This is a genomic window from Paenibacillus sp. FSL K6-2441 (assembly GCF_037964765.1).
Classification (GTDB): domain Bacteria; phylum Bacillota; class Bacilli; order Paenibacillales; family Paenibacillaceae; genus Fontibacillus; species Fontibacillus phoenicis.
Window position 1 is genome coordinate 1,157,677 of sequence record NZ_CP150174.1, and the last position, 20,011, is coordinate 1,177,687.

Annotated in this window: 14 protein-coding genes and 2 riboswitches; of the genes, 10 read left to right on the forward strand and 4 right to left on the reverse strand. The window is 55.0% G+C overall.

Annotation, left to right across the window (positions count from 1 at the left end; all coding sequences use genetic code 11):
* Positions 1-90: 90 nt before the first annotated feature.
* Positions 91-5,523, reverse strand: a complete 5,433-nt coding sequence (locus NSQ80_RS04920) for a S8 family serine peptidase (RefSeq protein ID WP_260069794.1) — start codon at positions 5,521-5,523, stop codon at positions 91-93.
* 490 nt (positions 5,524-6,013) lie between these two features.
* Positions 6,014-6,140, forward strand: a riboswitch (glycine riboswitch).
* A 163-nt stretch (positions 6,141-6,303) separates the two neighbouring features.
* Between NSQ80_RS04920 and sdaAB the strand changes: the two genes are divergently transcribed.
* Complete coding sequence (gene sdaAB / locus NSQ80_RS04925; RefSeq protein WP_009226214.1) at positions 6,304-6,975, forward strand: L-serine ammonia-lyase, iron-sulfur-dependent subunit beta; 672 nt, start codon at positions 6,304-6,306, stop codon at positions 6,973-6,975.
* A gap of 17 nt (positions 6,976-6,992) precedes the next feature.
* A complete protein-coding gene (gene sdaAA / locus NSQ80_RS04930; RefSeq protein ID WP_009226215.1) occupies positions 6,993-7,874 on the forward strand; it encodes an L-serine ammonia-lyase, iron-sulfur-dependent, subunit alpha in 882 nt (293 codons plus the stop codon).
* Positions 7,875-8,029: 155 nt separating this feature from the next.
* On the opposite strand, the gene NSQ80_RS04935 is transcribed toward sdaAA, so the two are convergent.
* Together NSQ80_RS04935 and NSQ80_RS04940 are read right to left on the reverse strand one after the other, a co-directional pair.
* Positions 8,030-8,227 (reverse strand): MFS transporter, encoded by a 198-nt coding sequence (locus NSQ80_RS04935; RefSeq protein WP_323075897.1) that lies wholly within the window; start codon positions 8,225-8,227, stop codon positions 8,030-8,032.
* Between the two features lie 288 nt (positions 8,228-8,515).
* On the reverse strand, positions 8,516-9,760 hold the full coding sequence (locus NSQ80_RS04940) for an IS110 family transposase (RefSeq protein ID WP_016310842.1): 1,245 nt from the start codon (positions 9,758-9,760) through the stop codon (positions 8,516-8,518).
* A gap of 405 nt (positions 9,761-10,165) precedes the next feature.
* Here NSQ80_RS04940 and NSQ80_RS04945 point away from each other — a divergent pair, with 405 nt between their 5' ends.
* From NSQ80_RS04945 to NSQ80_RS04980, 8 genes are all read left to right on the forward strand, one after another.
* Positions 10,166-10,504, forward strand: coding sequence for an ArsR family transcriptional regulator (locus tag NSQ80_RS04945; RefSeq protein WP_339301620.1), 339 nt, complete (start codon positions 10,166-10,168; stop codon positions 10,502-10,504).
* Between the two features lie 89 nt (positions 10,505-10,593).
* Positions 10,594-11,355 (forward strand): SDR family oxidoreductase, encoded by a 762-nt coding sequence (locus NSQ80_RS04950; RefSeq protein WP_316010094.1) that lies wholly within the window; start codon positions 10,594-10,596, stop codon positions 11,353-11,355.
* Between the two features lie 562 nt (positions 11,356-11,917).
* Positions 11,918-12,682: a methionine ABC transporter ATP-binding protein gene (locus NSQ80_RS04955; RefSeq protein WP_260069808.1), complete on the forward strand. Its 765-nt coding sequence runs from the start codon at positions 11,918-11,920 to the stop codon at positions 12,680-12,682.
* Positions 12,683-12,699: 17 nt separating this feature from the next.
* Positions 12,700-13,368, forward strand: coding sequence for a methionine ABC transporter permease (locus NSQ80_RS04960; protein WP_036646124.1), 669 nt, complete (start codon positions 12,700-12,702; stop codon positions 13,366-13,368).
* Positions 13,369-13,385: 17 nt separating this feature from the next.
* The gene (locus tag NSQ80_RS04965; RefSeq protein ID WP_036646083.1) at positions 13,386-14,255 is read left to right on the forward strand and encodes a MetQ/NlpA family ABC transporter substrate-binding protein; all 870 of its coding nucleotides are present in this window, start codon (positions 13,386-13,388) and stop codon (positions 14,253-14,255) included.
* A gap of 112 nt (positions 14,256-14,367) precedes the next feature.
* Positions 14,368-15,654: a glycoside hydrolase family 18 protein gene (locus NSQ80_RS04970; protein ID WP_009226223.1), complete on the forward strand. Its 1,287-nt coding sequence runs from the start codon at positions 14,368-14,370 to the stop codon at positions 15,652-15,654.
* A gap of 106 nt (positions 15,655-15,760) precedes the next feature.
* A riboswitch (FMN riboswitch) is annotated at positions 15,761-15,917 on the forward strand.
* 134 nt (positions 15,918-16,051) lie between these two features.
* Positions 16,052-17,068, forward strand: coding sequence for a DMT family transporter (locus NSQ80_RS04975; RefSeq protein WP_323075903.1), 1,017 nt, complete (start codon positions 16,052-16,054; stop codon positions 17,066-17,068).
* Positions 17,069-17,197: 129 nt separating this feature from the next.
* Positions 17,198-17,461 carry a diguanylate cyclase gene (locus tag NSQ80_RS04980; protein ID WP_339301623.1) on the forward strand — a complete coding sequence of 88 codons (264 nt, stop codon included), beginning with the start codon at positions 17,198-17,200 and terminating at the stop codon, positions 17,459-17,461.
* Positions 17,462-17,734: 273 nt separating this feature from the next.
* Here NSQ80_RS04980 and NSQ80_RS04985 read toward each other — a convergent pair whose 3' ends face one another.
* Positions 17,735-19,870: a glycoside hydrolase family 52 protein gene (locus NSQ80_RS04985; RefSeq protein WP_339301625.1), complete on the reverse strand. Its 2,136-nt coding sequence runs from the start codon at positions 19,868-19,870 to the stop codon at positions 17,735-17,737.
* Positions 19,871-20,011 lie beyond the last annotated feature (141 nt).

Sequence of the window (20,011 nt, forward strand, 5' to 3'; positions counted from 1 at the left end):
TTTCGGGAAAAATTGATCGAGGTAAAAAAATCAGCCCCAAGCGGCATAAACCACTTGGGGCCGATCTTTTTTTCGGATCGTGTCCGAGACTTACCGGATCACGATTTTGTGAACCACGCTGTTCACCGCGCCGGCGTCATCGGTCACCGTCAAGGTGACGGTGTACGATCCAGCAGCGGAGAAGCGGTGTTTGACTTTGGGGCCGAGCTCGGTGCCGCCGTCGCTGAATGACCAGCTGTAGCGGACGATGCGGCCGTCGGCATCCGAGGAGGCGGAACCGTCAAAGTCAATTTGCTTATTCTTGGCCGCACGCTCCACGGCATGAATGACGGCTACCGGCAGGACGTTTGGCGTATTTCCGGGATCCTCGCCCGGATTTTCACCCGGCGCGCTGACGAACAAACGGCCCGGCGCTTGGAAATCGCCGCTGTTTCCAGCCGCATCGCGAACTGTAACCACGATCACGCCGCCTTCCAAGACAAGCGAGGCAGGTGTCGTGTACGTTCCTTCATAGTGCCCTGGTTCAGTTTCCGTCATCGAAATTCCGTTGCTCGAACCGCCCGATAACGATAACGGCAGTTCGATGCGGAACGAAGCCGTCAGCCCTGGAACGCTGTCAAAGGATACCGTCACCGCTTCACCTGCTGTTAAATGAACATCCTCTGCCGGTGTCAGATTAGTGATCTCCGGCAGCTCGGTATCCACGTAGACCGTCCGAGTGACCGTGGTTTCGTTTCCGGCGTGGTCCGTCGCGGTTACGGTGATCAGATTCTCACCGGCATTAATCAACATACGGTACGCGAACGCGCCGCTGCCTTCCAGCGGAACTTCTTGTCCGTTTACGGTCAGCTTGTTGATGAACTCATCAAGCGCAGAACCCGTCACGTTCAGCACTTCCGAATTGGTTCGGAAGCCGTCCACCGGTGAAACTATTTCGAGTTCCGGAGCGGTGGTGTCCAGTGTAATTGTGACTGGCAGTGAACGATCTGTTGCTTTTCCGTTCACGATGACTTCGGCGGACAACGCGTTGGCTCCGTCATGAAGCTCGATCGGCAGACTGAATTGTCCGTTTTCAACCGTAGTTTCACCCGCCAGCTCGGTGCCGTTGTACACCTTCACCTGAGCGTCGTTGGCTGGAGAGGTTCCGGTCACGGTAAAGGTAGATTGATTCGTATAAGAGCCGTCCTCCGGCGACGTAATGACCGGCGCGTCCACCGGGTAACGCACGATGGCACGAATCATGAAGTTGCCTTGTGCTTGTTCCGCCAAGCTCCACGCCCCATTGATTCGATTCCAGCTGCGACGGGCGTTCGGGCTGGATTCGTCGGCTGCAAGCCCCGGAGCGTTTGTTCCGGCCAAGGTTTGAATGTACACGATGTAGAAGTCGCCTTCGACAGTGACCGGTTCCGGCAGCTCGAGCACGGTCCATTGGTCATTACGCAATGCGGTACCGTCAAAAGGACCGGCTACTTGCCGACCTGGCGCTCCGTCAGGGCCGGATGCGTCGTAAACGGCGTATTGGAACTCGGTTCCGCCCGGAACAGGCCATTCGGTATTCCAGAATCGGATCGATGCGCCGGTGACTTGCACCGCGCCGGCTTCCGGCGTCATGCGTACCGCCCAGGCGTTGTTTGCCGCGTTGAAGGCCCAAGCATTTTCCGGCGTGCCATCATCGTAGGCGATTTCGCCCGGCAAGCCCACAAACGGCCTGAGCGCCAACGAGCCGTCGGCTGTACCGTTCGGCGGTACCGTAACGGTTAACGTATTCGCGTAATAATCGGCCGCTCTTGCCGACAAGGTATAGGTGCCTTCCAGAAGCTCTAATGAGAAGCTGCCATCAGCCCCGGTGATTTGCGGTGCAACCATCGCATCTTCATGCACCATTACCGTTGCGCCTTCAATCGGCTCCCCAGTACGTTCATCGGTAATCGTTCCGGTGAGCGTACCTTTCGGAATCGGCTGCAGGGTGAAGTTGACCTTGGCGTTTACCTGATCGGCGATGGTCACATTGGCCGTTTGCGGATAATAGCCGTAGGCTTCCGCTTTCAGCGTGTAATCCCCAGCAACATGATTCAAGCTGTAGCGTCCGGTGGCTGGATCGGTTTTTACAGAGCGCCCGGTTTCCACCACCGTCACGGTTGCGCTGGCCGGCAGGCTGCTGATGCCGATGTCACCGGCTGGCTTCGCTTGTTTCACCTGCTGCTCGAATTCGGCCTTGCTTGTGCGGGTCAGCTTGTAGGCCGGCCCGGATTTTACGGCCTTGTCCGTTTTTGCTCCGGCTTCGCCAAGCACGTTTTGCGTCACCTGATCTTCCGGTGTATTTACGCTAAGCACCTGAACGTTGTCGATGTACCAGCCGGCTTTCACAACGCTGCCGTCCGTCGTTAAACGGAACCGCACCTGAACTTGCTCTCCGACATAATCTTCGAGATCGTAATAAGCGGTGCTCCAAACCTTGCCATTGGTGCTATGTGAAAATTTGCCCAGCTCGTTCCATGTCGTTCCGCCGTCGGAGCTGATTTCCACATAACCGTTATCATAATTGGTTTCAATTTCAAACCAATGATCAAACACAAGGGTAGCATTATCGACGGTGCTCAAATCGATCGTCGGGGAGATGAGCGAAGCATTTGTTCCATTCTCATAGTTGCTGTCGAGATCGGTTCCCCATACGTTTGGCTCGGAGACAGCGCTAGCCGGACCGGGTTCCACCGGGGTGCCGCGTTCCCATTCGTCCCGCGTGCCGCTGTGCGTCCAGCCGTTATCGCTGCTGCCGTCAAAGTTATCACTGAATACCGTCACCGGACGTACAACTGTCAGCTCCAGCTCATTGGATTTAGGGCCTTCGTTGTCACTGTAATCCGTAGCGGTGACCGCATAATAATAGGTATGATCCGTTTCAGTTGTTGTGTCGGTAAATTCCGTTTGGCCGCTTGTACCGATCACCTCATAACCGGAGCCCGAAGTGGTCGAGCGGTACACCGTGTACAATTTCACGTCCTCATCGGCGGACGGAGACCAGGACAACTCGGCACTGCCGGCAAAGTTCACGGAGCCGGTCAGATCGGCAGGTGCTTCAGGTGCGGTGGCGTCAGGTACTTGCAGGGACAGATCGTCCAGGTACCAACCGGCCTTATGCACGGAGCCGTCGCTGGTCAGTCCAAACTGCAGGTAAACTTGCTCACCGGCATAGTCGCGCAGGTCCAGGTATTGTGTTTTCCAGCCGTCGCTTGTGCCAGTGAATTCCGCTACCGGTACGAACGCGTAATCGGTGTCTAAAGAAGCGATATACACCGTGCCGATATCGTAGCCCTCCTCAAGGTCATACCAATGCTTAAAAGAGAGCAATGCCCCTTGCGGACTATCGGTCAAATTGATCGGCGGCATAAGCAGATACGAATTGCTGTTGGGGGCGTAGGTGCCGGTCAGATTGCTGGCGTACACCTTCTCACCGGAGTAGGCGCTGCCCGGTCCGCTGACTGGCGTTCCCCAAGCCCAAGTGTTGCCGGCTCCGCCAGACTGGAATCCGATGGGTTCCGACTCGAAATCTTGCAAATATCCGGGCTCGATCCCGGCTGACACCGTCACAGAATAGTGCTCGCTGTCAAATCCGTTATTGCCGTAATCATTCACGTGAATATAATATTCAAGGCCGGCTGTTCCGATCAGGAAAGCGGGGATGATGGCTTCATATACGCCATCCTTCTCGTTTCCGGATACCCGTGTGGCCGGAATATATAAATAATGGCTGGTTCCAGCTTCTTTCGCATAAAAATCGACCGACGTGACCGCCACCTCGTCGCTGACACGGGCGGATAATGTCAAATCAAAGCCTTCATATATTAAGGTAGGCGGCGTATGCTCTAGGACCGGTTCGTCCAAGTCTTCTCCGCCGGTCACCACGCGACCGGAGACGCTGCCGATCCCTTGGAGAACAGAGCCTACGGCGTTCAACGCATTTACAATGCCGTATCCATACCCGTTATTAGGGACTGTCTCATACTCGGCGTCTGTCCGCGGTGTGGCCGTGCTGGTCAGGATTTCCTCCAGCTGGTCTACCGTGAGGGAATGGTTGGCCTGCAGCAGCAAGGCAGCGATGGCTGTCGTATGCGGGCCTGCCATCGAGGTGCCGTCCCAGCCGCCTTCATAGGCACCACCGGGAACGGAGGACCGAATGTTGACCCCCGGTGCGGAAACTTCCGGTTTAATTTCACCGTAAGGCGAAGGTCCACGCAAAGAGAAATCCGCCAAATTCCCGTTGATGTCCGTAGCACCGGTGGCAAACGCTTCAGGATAGTTAGCTGGCGCAGCTACCGAACCGGGACCGCCGGGGTTGAAGATATCGGTGTTGCCCGCCGAGAACTCAGGGAAGATTTGCGCGCTTCTCCAAGCTTGTACGATCGGGCGGAACCATTCATCAATACCGGGGCCTCCTCCCCAGGAATTGTTCACCACGTCCGGAGCCAGCTCCGGATGCAGATTCCCTTCGGCATCCACCGGGGCGAGCAACCATTGGCCGCCGTCCAGAATGATGGCATCCGTGGTGGAGGGGTTAAAGATACGGACTGCGATCCATTTCGCCCCAGGCGCGACGCCGATCTGGTTCGAGCCGTCCGGCTCCGAACCAACCATCGTTCCCATGGTGTGCGTGCCGTGGCCGTGGCTATCGGTAGGCAGCGAAGCATGGCTGTGCGGATCATACCAGCTGAGTTCGGGATTCACGATATTGCCCGAAGCATCAAGGGCCCGCCATTTGCTCCGTAGAGCCGGGTGGTTGTAATCTACCCCGGTATCGAGGTTAGCTACAACGATGCCGGTGCCGTCGATGCCCATATTCCACACCTCGGGGGCATTGACCTGGGCGATGTTCCACTCGACGCTGCTTGGAGTAACGTCGGAGGGAGCTTGACTTGTGCCGCCCAGCGAAGAAGAAATTTCGTCGGCCGGTTTCACGGCAGGCTCTGCAGCCGCATCTTTGTGGATTTCAACCTTTTGCAGATGTCGTTCTTCATTCGGCAGAATTTTCTCCACTTCGGGGAAAAGGGCGATTTGCTCCAGTACTTCTTTCGAGCTTGTCACCGCCATGGCATTTACGATAAAGTAGCTTTTGTAGTCTTTCACCTCTCCGGATTGCTGGGCTTTCCGCAAGTATTCCTCCAGCGCATATTGGGTGCGGGAGGCCGTTTCGCGCAGGGCGCTGACAACGGAAGTCCGTACGGACAGCTTCGCGGCGGAAGGAGTGGATTTCTCCAGCTGGGCTTTCTGAAGAGCCAGCTTGGCGACCGAAGTTGTATCGGTCTGCTCCTTGAGTTTGACCAGGTAGGTGACGAAGTCGTCTTGCTTAAACTGGGTCTGCAATTTAGCGTCGATCTTGGCTTCGGCCACTTGGGGCGCGGTCGATCTCAGGCTGCTTTGTCCCGATACGCTGCTGCTGCTGGCGGAGGCGACGGGAACGAGAGTTAACGCAAGAAGGATCGACATGCCAAGCGAGAAAGGTTTGCGAAATCTCTTGAGACTTATCAACTTCTTCACTCCCTTTGATTAAGTTTTAAGCCCAACATCCATCCTGTGACGGCCGCCCGGAGAAACGAATAGCTGAGTCCGGACGCATTACGCCTGACAAAAATTGAAGCAAGTGCCTCTTGGGTACATCACCTCCTTCATGTAAAATAGTGGAAGCGGGTGTAAGTAAGTCATGGTGGATGTGAGTTGAAGCCAATGCTGTGGAGAGAATCGTTTTAGTTTAGCAGGGGTCATAGAGTGAAGATAAGTTAACACGGAGCGCACCTTATTTTTCAACAATTCATAAAATAAGGTAAAATCTGGGGTTGTTACGGACAGTATATATCTGTAAAATCAGGTATACAAGTGGGTGGATGAGTAAAATATACATATTTTCTTATAAAAATAGGAAAAAATAACTAGAATTCAACGTGAACCACCGGAATTTATGTAAGATATCTTGACATCTTGCTGGCTTCGGTTTACATTAAGCACAAATTCATATCGGCGAATGAGGATGATGGGAGAGTCCGCGGGCTGATCCGAAAAGGGACGCCAGCTTAGCGGCACCGAAGGAGCAAGGGCCGGTCCTGCAGCCGGCAGCCGAATCTCTCAGGTACAAGGACCATGATCGGACGCCACTCTGGAGAGAGCGAACAGCCACCCAAGAGGTACATGGACCCGGATGTTAAGTTGAACCGGGAACATTAAACTTTCAGGTAACGGGGACAGAGCGAAAGGCAGCAGCCTTTTTGCTCTGTCTCTTTTTCGTCATAGAAAAAATGAGGGGAAGATGTAGCGATGCGATTTAAAAGCGTATTTTCTATTATCGGTCCGGCGATGATTGGGCCTTCCAGCTCACATACGGCCGGGGCTGTACGGATTGGACGATTTGCCCGTCAGCTGCTCGGAACCGCGCCGGTCAAGGCGGAGATTTGTTTCTACGGCTCCTTTGCCGAAACGTACAGCGGGCACGGTACCGATCTGGCCATCGTTGGCGGCATTCTGGATTACCGTACGGACGACGAGCGAATCCGCCAGTCGATGCAGGACGCTGAAAAGCAGGGGATTGAGGTGGTGTTTGCCACCGGAGTCCTGCCTGGGGCCCATCCGAATACGGTAAAAATAAAACTAACCCGCCAAGACGGAAGTCATATCGAGGTCATGGGGGCATCCATTGGCGGAGGGACGATCGTCATTCGCAACATCGACGGTTTTGAGGTGAAATGCTCAGGCGAGCTGCCGACGCTGGTCATCTCCCACGCAGACCGGCAAGGGGTACTGGCAGGGATTACGGCCTTGTTCAGCCGGGAGAACGTCAATATCGGCTACATTATTACCGATCGGAAAGGGCGGACCGCTGAGGCACTGACTGTTGTGGAAGCCGATTCGTCCATTCCGCCGGAATTAGTGGAGGCGATCCGTGCGTTGGAGCATGTCAGCCAAGTGTCCTATATTGATCTGACGAAGTAAAGCGAGGAGGGAGCACGATGCGTTTTAAAAATTTACGTGAGCTGGCCCAGCTCTGTGAGCGGGAATCTCGCACGATTTCCAGCATTATGATTCAGGACCAGGTGGAAGAGAGCGGGCAATCGGAGGAAGAAATTTTGGCCGCCATGAACGAATACTACCAAATCATGAAAACGGCGGTGCATAAGGGGCTGACGGAGGATATCGTCTCCACAAGCGGGCTGACCGGCGGCGATGCCAAAAGGGTGGAGGCTTACCGCAATCGCAGTGAGACCTCGGTTGGTGACATCGCATGTCAGGCCATGGCTTATGCGCTGGCCGTGTCCGAGGTGAACGCTTCGATGGGCCGGATCGTCGCCACGCCGACGGCGGGCTCGTGCGGCATCATCCCCGGCGTGTTCGTCAGCGCCCAAGAGCGCTTCGGCTGGGAGGATGAGCATCTTGTGCGCGGGTTGTTTTGCGCGGGGGCCATCGGGTACGTGATCGCCAACAACTCGTTTATTTCCGGTGCAGAAGGGGGCTGCCAAGCAGAAATCGGATCGGCGATTGGGATGGCGGCCGGTGCAATGGTTGAGCTACGCGGCGGGACGCCGGAGCAGGCGGTGCACGCCGTTGGCCTCGCGTTAAAGAACACGCTGGGGTTGATCTGTGATCCCGTTGGCGGTCTCGTCGAAATTCCTTGTATCGTGCGTAACGGCTTTGGGGCGGTGAATGCGCTGGCTGCCGCCGATATGGCCTTGGCCGGTGTGCGCAGTGCGATCCCGTCGGACGAAGTCATCGACGTGATGCTGGAGGTGGGCTCGGCGATGCCCAGCCGCCATCGCGAAACCGCGCAGGGCGGGCTGGCACAAACGCCTACCGGCCGCAAAATCATGAAGGAGCTGCGAAGCCGGAAGAAGTAGAAGGAGTTGCTCCAAAGGTTTTCTTTTTTCAGAGGTAGGGTATGGATTTTGACGGTCGATGACCGAACCCACTTTGCGGGAAGCGACCATCGCGAGGATCGAGCCCGGGAAGATGACCAGTCCGGCATGGCTGGCGGTTAATCCGAAGCGATGCACTAAAATTTGCGGCAGCAAAAACAAGGTGGCAAAGCTGCCAGCGATACGGCCGACATGATCAAGGCCATCGCTTTGCCGCGCCGCTGGATCGGAACGTAACGGGATAACGTAACCATCGACAACGAAACGACCGCTCCGGCACCGGATGCTTGCACGATGCGAACGGCGAGCAGAATCCAGAAGCTCGGGCTAAACAACCCGGCGACGGCGGCGAGGCCCAGTGTTGTTCGAAAATTATCGAATGATTGAAATATATCATGCCTTACCTTATGATATAAATAGGGGAGAATGAATTCATCACGAAATTTAGATATAAAGTCCAGCGGTATGATGTCAAGCTGTTGATTTAATCGAATTGGAAATTTCCCGTGCCTGTTGAGCGCGGAGTCACGAAAAAAGGGCGCATCAAACCAAACCCAGCCAAAAACCATGTCAGATACCAGATTTTTACTGGGAATTCGTGAAGGACTAAGGCAAAGGAGGCGTTAATCCTTGGCGCTATTCACCTTCCTTCGAGGCGTGTAGAGTTGGCCGCTGCGTAGCAGCACATCGACCAGACGCACGAGTTTTCTTGCCGTTAAGACGAGGGCGCGTTTGTGTTGATTCTTGGGCACTTCGTGATACTTCTTCCGGTAATATTCACCGAATTCTTCATCGCGCATCCTAACCGAGTTGGCAGCTTCAACGAGGTAGTAGCGCAGGAATCGGTTGCCGGATTTGATGCGGGCGGTGTCCTCCGCCTCGAAGACGCCGGACTGGTGCCTGCGCCACGTCAGACCCGCGTACTTGGCGACGGCGGCTTGATCCTTGAACCGTTCAATATCGCCGAGTTCGCCGAGCAGACCGGCTGCATAGACTTTGCCGATGCCGGGCACTGACAGCAAGCACTGAGCGCCTTGAATGCCGTCGAGGACCCGCTCGATCGCTTTGTCGAGATCCTTGAGCTGCTTCTGGATGCTGCGGATGGATTCGATGGAGGTGCCGAGCACCAGGTCAATCGAATCCTCCACGACCTTGGACAGCCGATAGGAGGCGCGGGCAGCTTGCTGAATGCAGCGGGCGACCCGCTCGGGATCGGGGAAACGATTGCGTCCCTTGTCCCGCAGATAGTCGGCCAGATCGGCCACGTCCATCTCGGCGATGTCATCGAGGCTGAACTTCTCGGAGAGCATCTCCATGAGCGCATGGCCAAACACGGAGCTGTCGACCTCGGTTGTAAACGCATTGCACTTGTAGAACAGGTTCTGCAAGAAGTACTGCTTCTCGCGAGCCAAGTTATGGACCAAGTGGAAACGCATGCGCGTGAGGCGTTGAAGGGCGACATACTGCTCCTGCATGACGATGGTGGTCGTCAGGCGGCCGAAGCGCAGGCGATCCGCAATGACCCAGGCGTCGAGCCGGTCGGTCTTGTCCATATCCGCATAGGCTTCTCTGAACTTGCTGATGAGCTTGGGGTTCAAGGTGAACACCTTGGCCTTGCGCTCTCGAAGCGCTGGATCCTGATGCAGGTACATGGCAGGGTGCCAGCTGTAGACGGAAGTGGCTTCCAAGCCGATGTGAATCTCGGTGACGGCCAACTTGTCCGCTGCAGCGACGATTTGGTCACGCAAGTGCGAGGCGCCATTCAAATTGTTTTTGACGGTGAGTGTCTCAAGCTTGTCACCGTCAGCGTTCATGAAACACGCTTCGAGCTCTTGCGAGCTCACGTCAATACCGACAAAAAGCTTCAAGTGAAATTCCTCCTTTCGCTAGGGATTCAGGGAATGGACGCTCCGGGATGCCTCCGGCGCACGCGCAGATCTATCACCCTCGCGTATGAGGACACACTTCGGGCCATGAGCTGCCCCGGATCTGCTAAAACCGGGCATGGGATGCCGAAGGGAACAGCCAGCGGGTAAGAAGCTCAGACGCGTACCGGAGAAACAGACTTAAGGAGTAGACGATGCTACTGGAGGCAGAAGGATTTCCCCGAATGGACCCTACGTTCCATTGTCCAGAGGCATACCGGAAAGTCCAGTCCCTGATGGAATTTTCAAAGAACAAGCTGGAAATTTGGAGGCTGTTTTCCATCCCCCGGGGGGATGGAAATGAACCTAAAAGAGCTTTTTAAAGATACTATACGAGGAGTTTTCCTTATGAAGGTTCTATATCACCCCGAACGGGATGAAATCCAATTGTCTTCCGTGTTGTACGCTTTAAGTGACCCGATTCGGCTTAGCGTTGTGGCGGAAATGCGCCGCTGCGGCGAACAGCCTTGCAATCATTTCGAGGTTCCCATCGCCAAATCGACGTTGTCGCACCATATCCGGACGCTGCGGGAAGCCGGCGTCATATCGACTCGGATCCAAGGCACGCAGCGGTTTATTTCGTTGCGGGAAGTGGATTTGGAGTCCCGCTTCCCAGGTTTGCTGACCTCGATCTTGGAGGCTTATGAGAAAACAGAACATAAAGAGCTAAACGTCAAATCGAAGTAAGATGATAAGCTGATCGTTAAAATAATACGAATATCCGATTAGGTAGAGACTTGAGCTATAAATCGGAGCCAAGGGGGAGCGTACCCGTGTTGAATATTGATCTCTCAGGACAAATCGCGCTGATTACCGGAGCAACCGGCCAGTTAGGCCGGGTAATCACCCGGACGTTGTCCGCTTGCGGAGCGAAAGTGGCGATTCACTACGTGAATAATGAAGCCAAAGCCCAGGAATTGCTGCAGGAGATTACCGAAGCCGGCAGAGAAGCGATGATCGTGCGAGGCGATATCACGAAGGAAGCGGATATCCAAGCGATGAAAGCGAAGGTAGCGGCCGAGCTTGGCGATCCGGATATCGTCGTCGCCAATGCCGTGGTGCAGTATAACTGGACCTCGGTTCTGGAGCAGCCGGCAGAGGATTATGTGAGCCAATTTGAATCCTGCGTTCTGCAGAGCGTGTTTCTGGCCAAGGCGTTTATTCCGGCGATGATGGGCAAAAGAAAAGGTCGCTTCATCGGAATTAATACCGAGTGCGCCATGCAGAATTTCCCCAACCAGTCGGCGTATACGGCAGGAAAAAGAGGCATGGACGGCGTTTACCGCGTCCTGGCCAAGGAGGTTGGGGAGTACGGGATTACCGTTAATCAGGTCGCCCCGGGCTGGACGATCAGCGATCGCGACCGCGAGCTTGCGGATCGGAATGATGCCGCTTATATCGCTGGAGTTCCGCTGAAGCGGCGGGGGGAAGATCAGGATATTGCCAATGCGGTTGCGTTCCTGGCTTCCGAGTTAGCCGGTTTTATCACGGGGGCGTACCTCCCGGTGACCGGTGGAAATGTCATGCCGGCCATCTAGGCCCATGACGACGACCAAGCTCTCGGGCAAGCAAGCCACCCCGAAGGCATACCTATCGGTACTCGGCCTGTGCTGGCTTGCGCTTGGATCGAGCGCCGCGGTACACCGCAGCCTTTGGGCATAGAGCTGCCGGTTGAAGCTGCATTGCCGGACTTAGACAGCGGGCTTCAGGAGGAGACCGGCCTGCTGCTGGCGCGTAAGCGGAGCGGAGCCCATCCGGAGCCTGAGCCGTGTCTTCTGCGAGTAGACAGCTATTTGTCCGACCGGATAGAAAAATTTGAGCAACTCGCATCGACCTGGGAATCCCAAAGCCCAAATACGGCCCCGGCTTTGTCATGTTGGATGAAGTGTTCATTTCTGTCCTGCAGGAAGTGTGGAACATGAGATTAGGGTAAGAACCGCTAAGGGAGTCTTGGCGGTTCTTTCTTTTTTCTCTTTTATAATAAACTTGAAAAATTAGTGACACAGATGCATAAATGGTCTATAATCAACGGAAGAAAGCATAATGTAACAGAATGATCAAATAAGTAATACAGTCGCCGGAGTGAGAGGAGGGACGCTTATCATCACGTTGGAGCATGTCAGCAAGACGTACAGCTTGCGAAACGGGCGATTTGAAGCGTTGCGCAATGTCTCCCTGCAGATCCCGGAAGGCACCATCCACGGCATTATCGGGCCCAGTGGGGCAGGAAAATCAACGCTGCTGCGAATGATGAACGCTCTGGAGCTGCCGGATCAAGGGAAAGTGACGGTTCTGGGCCAGGAGCTCACTGCGCTCCCTGAAACTGCGCGGCGCGAGGTGCGGCGCTCGATCGGCATGATCTTTCAGCAGTTCCACCTGCTGAATAACCGGACGGTCAGTGGGAACGTGTCGGTACCGCTGGAGCTCGCCCGCTTGCCCAAGAAGGAGCGCGCCGAACGCGTGCGGGAATGTTTGCGTTTCGTCGGCCTGGAGGACAAGGCCGGCCAATATCCGGCTTCCCTCAGCGGGGGGCAGAAGCAGCGGGTGGCGATTGCACGGGCGCTGGCGAGCCGGCCAAGCATCCTGCTGTGCGATGAGCCGACCTCCTCGCTGGACCCGAAAACCACGGCAGAGATTCTCGAGGTGCTGCTGCATATCCACCGGACATTAGGGATGACGATCGTGATCGTCACGCATGAAATGGACGTGGTGCGCAGCATTTGCCAAGGGGTTTCGGTGATGGAAGAGGGCCGGATCACCGATGCGTTTACGCTCCAGCGGAACGATGCGGAAGTGGGCACCGCCGCAATGGCTGGTTACCACGCTTCGTATCGGGAGCAGTTGCTTGGCGGGATGGAGGTGTAAGGGCGTTGGATTTTCTCATGATGATGTGGGATGGTTTCGTCCAGTATCGCAGTCAAATTGGCGAAGCGATCGGCGAGACCTTCGTGATGGTTGGGATCGCGCTGCTGGCGGCCTTACTGATTGGCTTGCCCCTAGGTACAGCCTTGTATCTGACCGGTAAAGGCCAGCTATATGAGCACTCCCTGAGGTACGGCCTGCTAAACGGGATCGTGAACGTCGTTCGCTCTTTTCCGTTCCTGCTGTTGGTGGTGTTTATGATTCCGCTCACCCGCCTGATCGTTGGCACGGCGATCGGGACGCTGGCCGCCTCGATTCCGCTGGCCGTTGTGGCAATCGCTATTTATGCGCGGTTTGTCGAGCAATCGCTGCTGGAGGTGCCGCGCGGCGTAATTGAATCGGCACGGTCCATGGGGGCGTCCAAGCTGCAGATCATCACGAAATTTTTGTATGTAGAAGCCCGTCCCGGCCTAGTGTTGGGGTTAACTTCCTCGACGATCAGCTTCATTTCCTTTTCGACGGTCATGGGTGTGGTCGGCGGCGGAGGGGTTGGCGATTTTGCCATCCGTTACGGTTATCAGCGGTTCGAAACCGAGCTGATGGCTGTGGTGATTGTGCTGATGGTAATTTTGGTGCAAGGAATTCAATTTATAGGAAATGCGTTGTCCCGATGGTTGGATAAACGCTAACAATGGAGGGAGAAACCATGCTGAAAACAGGAAAATGGATCATGTCGCTCGTACTGCTGATGTTGGTGCTGAGCGCTTGCGGTAATAACAGCAACACCTCAAATAACGGGACAGGTGTGGGAGCACCGGCAGCGGCGGATACGGAGACGACAGAGAACGGAACCACGGAAACTACACTGAAGGTGGCTTCGTTGATTCCGCCGATGACGGACATCCTGGAGCTGATCAAACCGCAGCTGAAGGAAGAGGGCATCAACCTGGAAGTTGTGATCTTGTCCGACAATGTGCAGCCAAATGATGCGCTGGCGAACAAGGAAGTGGATGCGAACTTCTTCCAGCACGTCCCTTGGATGGAGGAGTACAATAAAAACAAAAACGCCAACCTCGTTCCGGTTCAGCCGGTGTATCATGCGGTATACGGCGCTTACTCCAAACGTTATAAATCCATGGAAGAGCTCCCGGACGGAGCAACGATCGTGATCGCAAACGACGCGTCTAACGGAGGACGCTCCCTTGACATGCTGGACAAAGCCGGCGTGATCAAGCTGAAGGAAGGCGTAGGGATTAACGGGACTCTTGCGGATATCGTAGAGAACAAGCATAATTATAAATTCGAGGAAGTTGACCTGCTCATGCTGGCCCGGATGCTGGACGATGCCGATTTGGTGCTGATGACCCCGGCTTATGCCAGCCCGCTGGGACTTACGCCGAAGAAGGATGCCTTGCTGACGGAAACCGTCGAATCGGCATTTGCAATCACTTTGGTGGCTCGTGAGGACAACCGTGATTCCGAGCCGATTCAGAAGCTGGCAAAGGCGATTTCCAGTCCGGAGGTCAAGAAGTTTCTCGAGGACAATTACGACGAGATTGCGATTCCGGCGTTCTAATTCAGTGTCCTGACACGAAATCTCGACACGGCGCCTTGCTGATCGGAATAGGTCAAACTTCCCTCTTCATAGGATGATGTTAGCATATGATCCATATGGAGGAGGGGAGTCGATGCAGGTTCATATCGTCCAGCCAGGCCAAACGACGTATAGTATCGCACAAGCCTATGGCGTACCTTATGAGGATATCGTTGAAGCCAATGAATTGCCGAATCCGGAACAGCTCGTGGTTGGACAAACCTTGGTCATCCCGATTGTCGGCAGCTATTATTGGGTTCGGCCTGGGGACAGCTTATGGTCGATCGCCCAGCGATTTGGATTAAGTTATCAAGAGTTAGCCCGCGTTAACGCCATTAGCGTAGAGCGCCCCCTTTCGATCGGGTTTCGGCTGTACATTCCGCCGCGGCCGCGAAGAAGCGCTGAATTTAACGCTTATGTAGAACCGCGCGGCGGAACGGTTTCTCCGGCGCTGGAGGAAAGTGCGCGGGAAGCAGCGCAGCACCTGACATACCTGGCTCCGTTTAGCTTCTTAGCGCAACGGGACGGATCGCTTCGAGAGCCTCCGCTAAATCAATTTCCGGAAATTGCCCGGGCGAACCGGGTCGTGCTGATGATGGTGATCACGAATCAGGAGAATGATCAGTTCAGCGACGAGCTTGGCCGGATCTTACTCAACGATATCCCGATTCAAGATCGTTTTTTGGACAACATCGTCACGACAGCAAACAAATACGGATTTCGCGACATCCACTTTGATTTCGAGTATTTGCGGCCCGAAGACCGGGAGGCATACAACGCTTTTTTGCGTAAAGCCAAAGCGCGGTTCGCGGAGCAGGGCTGGCTGATGTCGACGGCTTTGGCGCCCAAGACCAGTGCCGGTCAGCAAGGCAAATGGTATGAAGGACATGATTACCGGGCCCACGGTGAAATTGCCGATTTTGTCGTGATCATGACCTATGAATGGGGCTACAGCGGTGGACCGGCCCAGGCGGTGTCGCCTATTGGTCCAGTCCGCCGGGTTCTTGAATATGCGCTGACGGAAATGCCAGGCTCCAAAATCATGATGGGGCAAAACTTATATGGGTACGACTGGACGTTGCCATTTGTGCCGGGAAGCACCGCACGGGCGATTAGTCCGCAGCAGGCGATCCAAATTGCCGCGCGGCATGGAGTCGCCATTCAATACAGCGAGCGGGATCAGGCACCGTTCTTCCATTATTGGGATGCGGAAGGAAGGGAACATGAAGTCTGGTTCGAGGACGCCCGCTCGATCCAAGCCAAGTTTAACCTGATCAAGGAGCTGGGGCTGCGCGGAATGAGTTATTGGAAGCTGGGTTTAAGTTTTCCGCAAAATTGGCTGCTGCTCGAAGACAATTTCGAGGTGGTCAAGCGGGGATAAAGATGAATTGTTGGGACATGATCAGGCTTTGTGATTTTTGCAACAGAGTCGCTTGACAGCCTGCGTTATGATAGAAACAACTTAAGTAATCCAAAATTAAATGAATAGAGATCTTCGGGGTAGGGTGAAATTCCCGACCGGCGGTGAGGTTTCGGCAAGAGGGAACCGCAGCCCGCGACTCGCAGATGGCCTTCACGGCCCGAAGCGACTGACTTGGTGAGAATCCAAGGCCGACGGTAAAGTCCGGATGGGAGGAGATCAATGAAGCTGAAGTTTGAATCAGGGACCTGCCATGGTCGCCTGCCAAGCTTATTTGGTCAGCCCCCGCAAAGCCTTTAGGAAGGTCGATGCGGGGGTTTTCTACGTAGACCCTCTATTCAAGAAGGGGACAGACACCATGGAGAAAGTCAAAGTAAGCAGTGGTATCCAAATTTCTGCTGGATTGAATGCAGGGGCACTTACGGGCGCATCCGGTCAGATTCAGCACTCGCCCAGAACGGCTCAAGCACGCAAATCGCGCAGCGGTTTCTGGCTTGTCGTGTTGGGTGCAGCATTGTGGGGCGTAGACCCGTTGTTTCGGGTGATCCTGCTGAAGTCGCTGACCTCGGCGCAAATCGTATTGATTGAGCATCTGATTATCGCGCTTTTTGCCATACCGGTCTTATGGAAAAACCGCACCGAGCTTAAAGGGCTTGGTTGGCGTCAAGGGGGCGCGCTGCTATTTATTTCGTGGGGCGGTTCGGCCATCGCCACGATTCTGTTTACGTTGGCCTTGTCAAGCGGTGACCTGAATGCAGTCCTGCTGCTGCAAAAAATGCAGCCGCTGTTTGCCATCTTGCTGGCCGGATTGCTGCTTAAAGAGAAGCTGCCGCGCCACTTTTTCGGATATCTGCTTATCGCGTTGCTTGGAACGTATTTGCTGACCTTCGGGTTTACGATGCCGATTGGGCATTGGAGCGATTTTGTGCAGATCGGCAGCCTGTTGTCGCTAGGCGCTGCCGCATTGTGGGGCGGATCCACGGTGATGGGCCGGTTGATGGTAGGGACGATGAAATATGAGACGGTGACATCGTTGCGGTTTATTTTGGCACTGCCGCTGCTGCTGGCTATCACTTGGAATGAAGGGGCCGCCTGGAGCCTGCCGACCGGCACCTCGCAAATCGCCGCATTTTCCCTCAATATGCTTGGACAAGCGTTGTTGCCGGGGCTGCTAAGCCTGCTCGTCTATTATAAAGGGCTGACAACAACCAAAGCGTCGGTCGCCACTCTGGCGGAGCTGAGCTTCCCAATGGTTGGCGTTCTGATCAACTGGATTGCGTTCCAGCAGTTGATTACAGTAGCCCAGGCATGTGGATTCGTGCTGATTTGGGGCACGTTATTCCTGATCTCCCGTCAGGGAGATACCAACCAATAATCCAGCAAGTCGATGAAAAAGCGGGATTTCCTCCTGTCCCACAGGATGGAAATCCTCGCTTTTTTTTTCATTCTCCACACCCCTCTTTGGTAAAATTTGTTATGTGATAATAAAAAGTATCAAAAAAGGATGAAGATCATTTGGCGGGATGGAGACGGTGGAAAGTTTCATGTTGGATTTCCAAAGAATCGGCGGGCCTTCATGCACCATACGCGGGAGACATTGCGGCAATGCTGGAAGGAGGGGATTCCCGCCTCGTTTATTTTGATCGATGTCGACCACTGTAAGACGATTAACGACTCCTTTGGCCATCATATCGGAAACGAGCTGCTGCAGGAATTCGCCGGGAAGGTCCATCCTCGACTGCGGGAGGGGGATTTGTTTGGCGCATAACAGCGAAAGGCCGGGCCCATTAGGGCCCGGCTTTTGAAGATTTCAGAAAGTATAAACTTCGGGGCACTGGCATCCTGATATCGCAAGAAAAACTTCCGCTAAACGCGGTCTGTCTACTTTGAATGTACGTCGACAGACGTTTTTCTTAAGATATCAGAAAGTATAAACTTCGGGGCACTGGCATCCTGATATCGCAAGAAAAACTTCCGCTAAACGCGGTCTGTCTACTTTGAATTTACGTCGACAGACGTTTTTCTTATGTTGCAGGCGGGTTTATTTCTCGTCCAGCCACAAAATCGCTGTTACACCGCGCGGATAATACCGGCTGCCGCAGATCACGCCGGCCATCATCTGGTCGCTCCAGCTCCAGTAGGCGTTCTTCTCGGAAGTCAACCAGGCCACATGCGCCGCATCGGCAGCTTGCCCTCGTTCGTCCCAAGGGAGGCCGAGGATCCGGCGGGCGATGAACTGGCAGAGATAAATTTTGCTGAGCCAGGAGTTGTTGCTCGTCGAGGACAGCTTCCAGCCACCGTCCTCGAACAGGCAGATCCCCGGCTGCAGCACCGTGTTCAGATGCGTGGAGAGCGCTGCGATATATGCGCCGAACCGACCGTTTGGATCCAGCGCTTCCTCGCAGCCGGTGTAAAGCGGGAAGATGAGCCCCTCGATCGCAGGAATGATCTTGGAGTCATTGTTCTCTTGAATGACGGCCGGAATGTAACCGCCTGGCAACAGGTGCGAGGTAATCGTGCCTGCGCACAGCTCGGCTTGTCGTCCGGCCAGCGCAGCCGCCGTTTCGCGGCCGTTGTCGCGAAGCAGCTTCTCCATTGCGACGTACGCCGCCCAGCTCTTGCCGGCCAAATAGATGTTGTTCCGCGCTTGCCCCAGCGAGACATCCAGGCTGTCATAGGTGGTAATCTCCGCTCCGCCCATCGTTCGGGAGCTGTCGAGGCCCATGATGCCGGTACGCTGGGACGGGTCAGGATGGTCGCGGTTCACCATGCTTTCCAGACATTGCTCTAGGATCGGCAGGTTGCGGTCCAACCATTCGCGGTCGTTCGTTTGATGCACGTAAACGGTGGCGCTTAGCACCCAGTTGACGAGCTGCTCATGAGTCATGTGAGAGAAGCAGTCATCGATCGCATGCAGCTCATAAGACGAATAGCCGGGACGGGAGAACGAGTTAGCCACGCCCATGTCATGCGTGAAGCTGATGCCGCCAGGATATTCGGTCGGATCCCCGGGAAACCGCACCGTATCCCGATAGCTGTAGCGGCTGGTGTAAAGGTCGAGTTCGTTTTTGACCGTCCATGGATTCATTTTTAGCTCGTAAAACAACTGGTCAACCAGCAAATCAAACGTATTCATCATCCGGTATTCGCCTTCATTGACGATCCAGAGCGGTTTGCCGTCATGCTCCAGCAGCTCAGTGGAACCGTAATAGCTGCGGATGGCATGCGCGAGCATAAACTTCTGGTCCTCGCTTAACTTGGCGTCGTTAACAAGCGCGTCCGCTTGGCGGGCGACCTCCAGCTTGCGGTCGAATTGTGCTAACGCATATTCAGCCACTTCTTCGATGTTCGCGAAATACCGCGTATAGTAGTAGGACGCATCCATCCCGGTCGTGACGTAACCGGCACGGTAGAAGCAAAGCGCAAAGCGGTAGGTGGCTTTCTCGCCGGCCGGGGTATCCATAAGCAGCGCGCCCACCGGCCCAAGGCCAAACCGGAGGTTTTCCGGAACCTTTGGCTTAAGAATCGATTCCATCTTAAAAAATCCGGCGCTGGTAATCCGCGGATCGCTCGCCGCAATAGCGGTATGGCGGCCTTGGCCAATGCCGCAAATACGTCCGCCCGTCACGTCCTCCAAGCGGCGGATGGCGCTGACAGGGTCATTGTTTTGCAGACCAAAGAAGGCTTTGCGCGTCGACGTTCCCCGGGTGTTGTCCACCGTGATCTCTGCAAGCACGGCCGGCATCAGCGCGAAACGCAGCTGCTCTTCCGTTGCCGTCTCGGGGTCAGGCACGCCTTCAAACGGAGAGATCAGGCGGAACGTCAAATCGCCGGCTTGCCATTCGTCAATCGCCGCACCAAACCGGCGGTCGATTTCGCTCCGGTTGTACGGGGTGATGAGATCGCTTTCTTTTTGCTGAACGGAATGCTGCTGGCTGGAGCCTGAACCGCTCTCCTCGGTCGTATAACGATCCCGCTCGTCCAGACCTTCGCCGAAGAACGGTAAAGCCCGGTAACGCTCTTGCCCATCATCCTGCAGTCCAATGTAGATGTTCTGTTTTGGCGGGCTGCCCAGCTCAAGGTCGAAGCCGCCGCTTTGGCCGGGATAACCTAGCGTAAAGCTGGCGAACGCTCCCATCGGGGAGTGATGCGCGTTAAAAAATATATTTTTACCCAAGTTAATTACCTCCTGTTCAATTCACAGCGGTTATGCTAGTTTGATTATAACAAGGCTTTGGAGGAACGCCCATGTCCAAACCGCCAATCGATTTATCCAAAACGTTCACGGTGGCGAGGCGGGGGAAAGCGATTATATAAA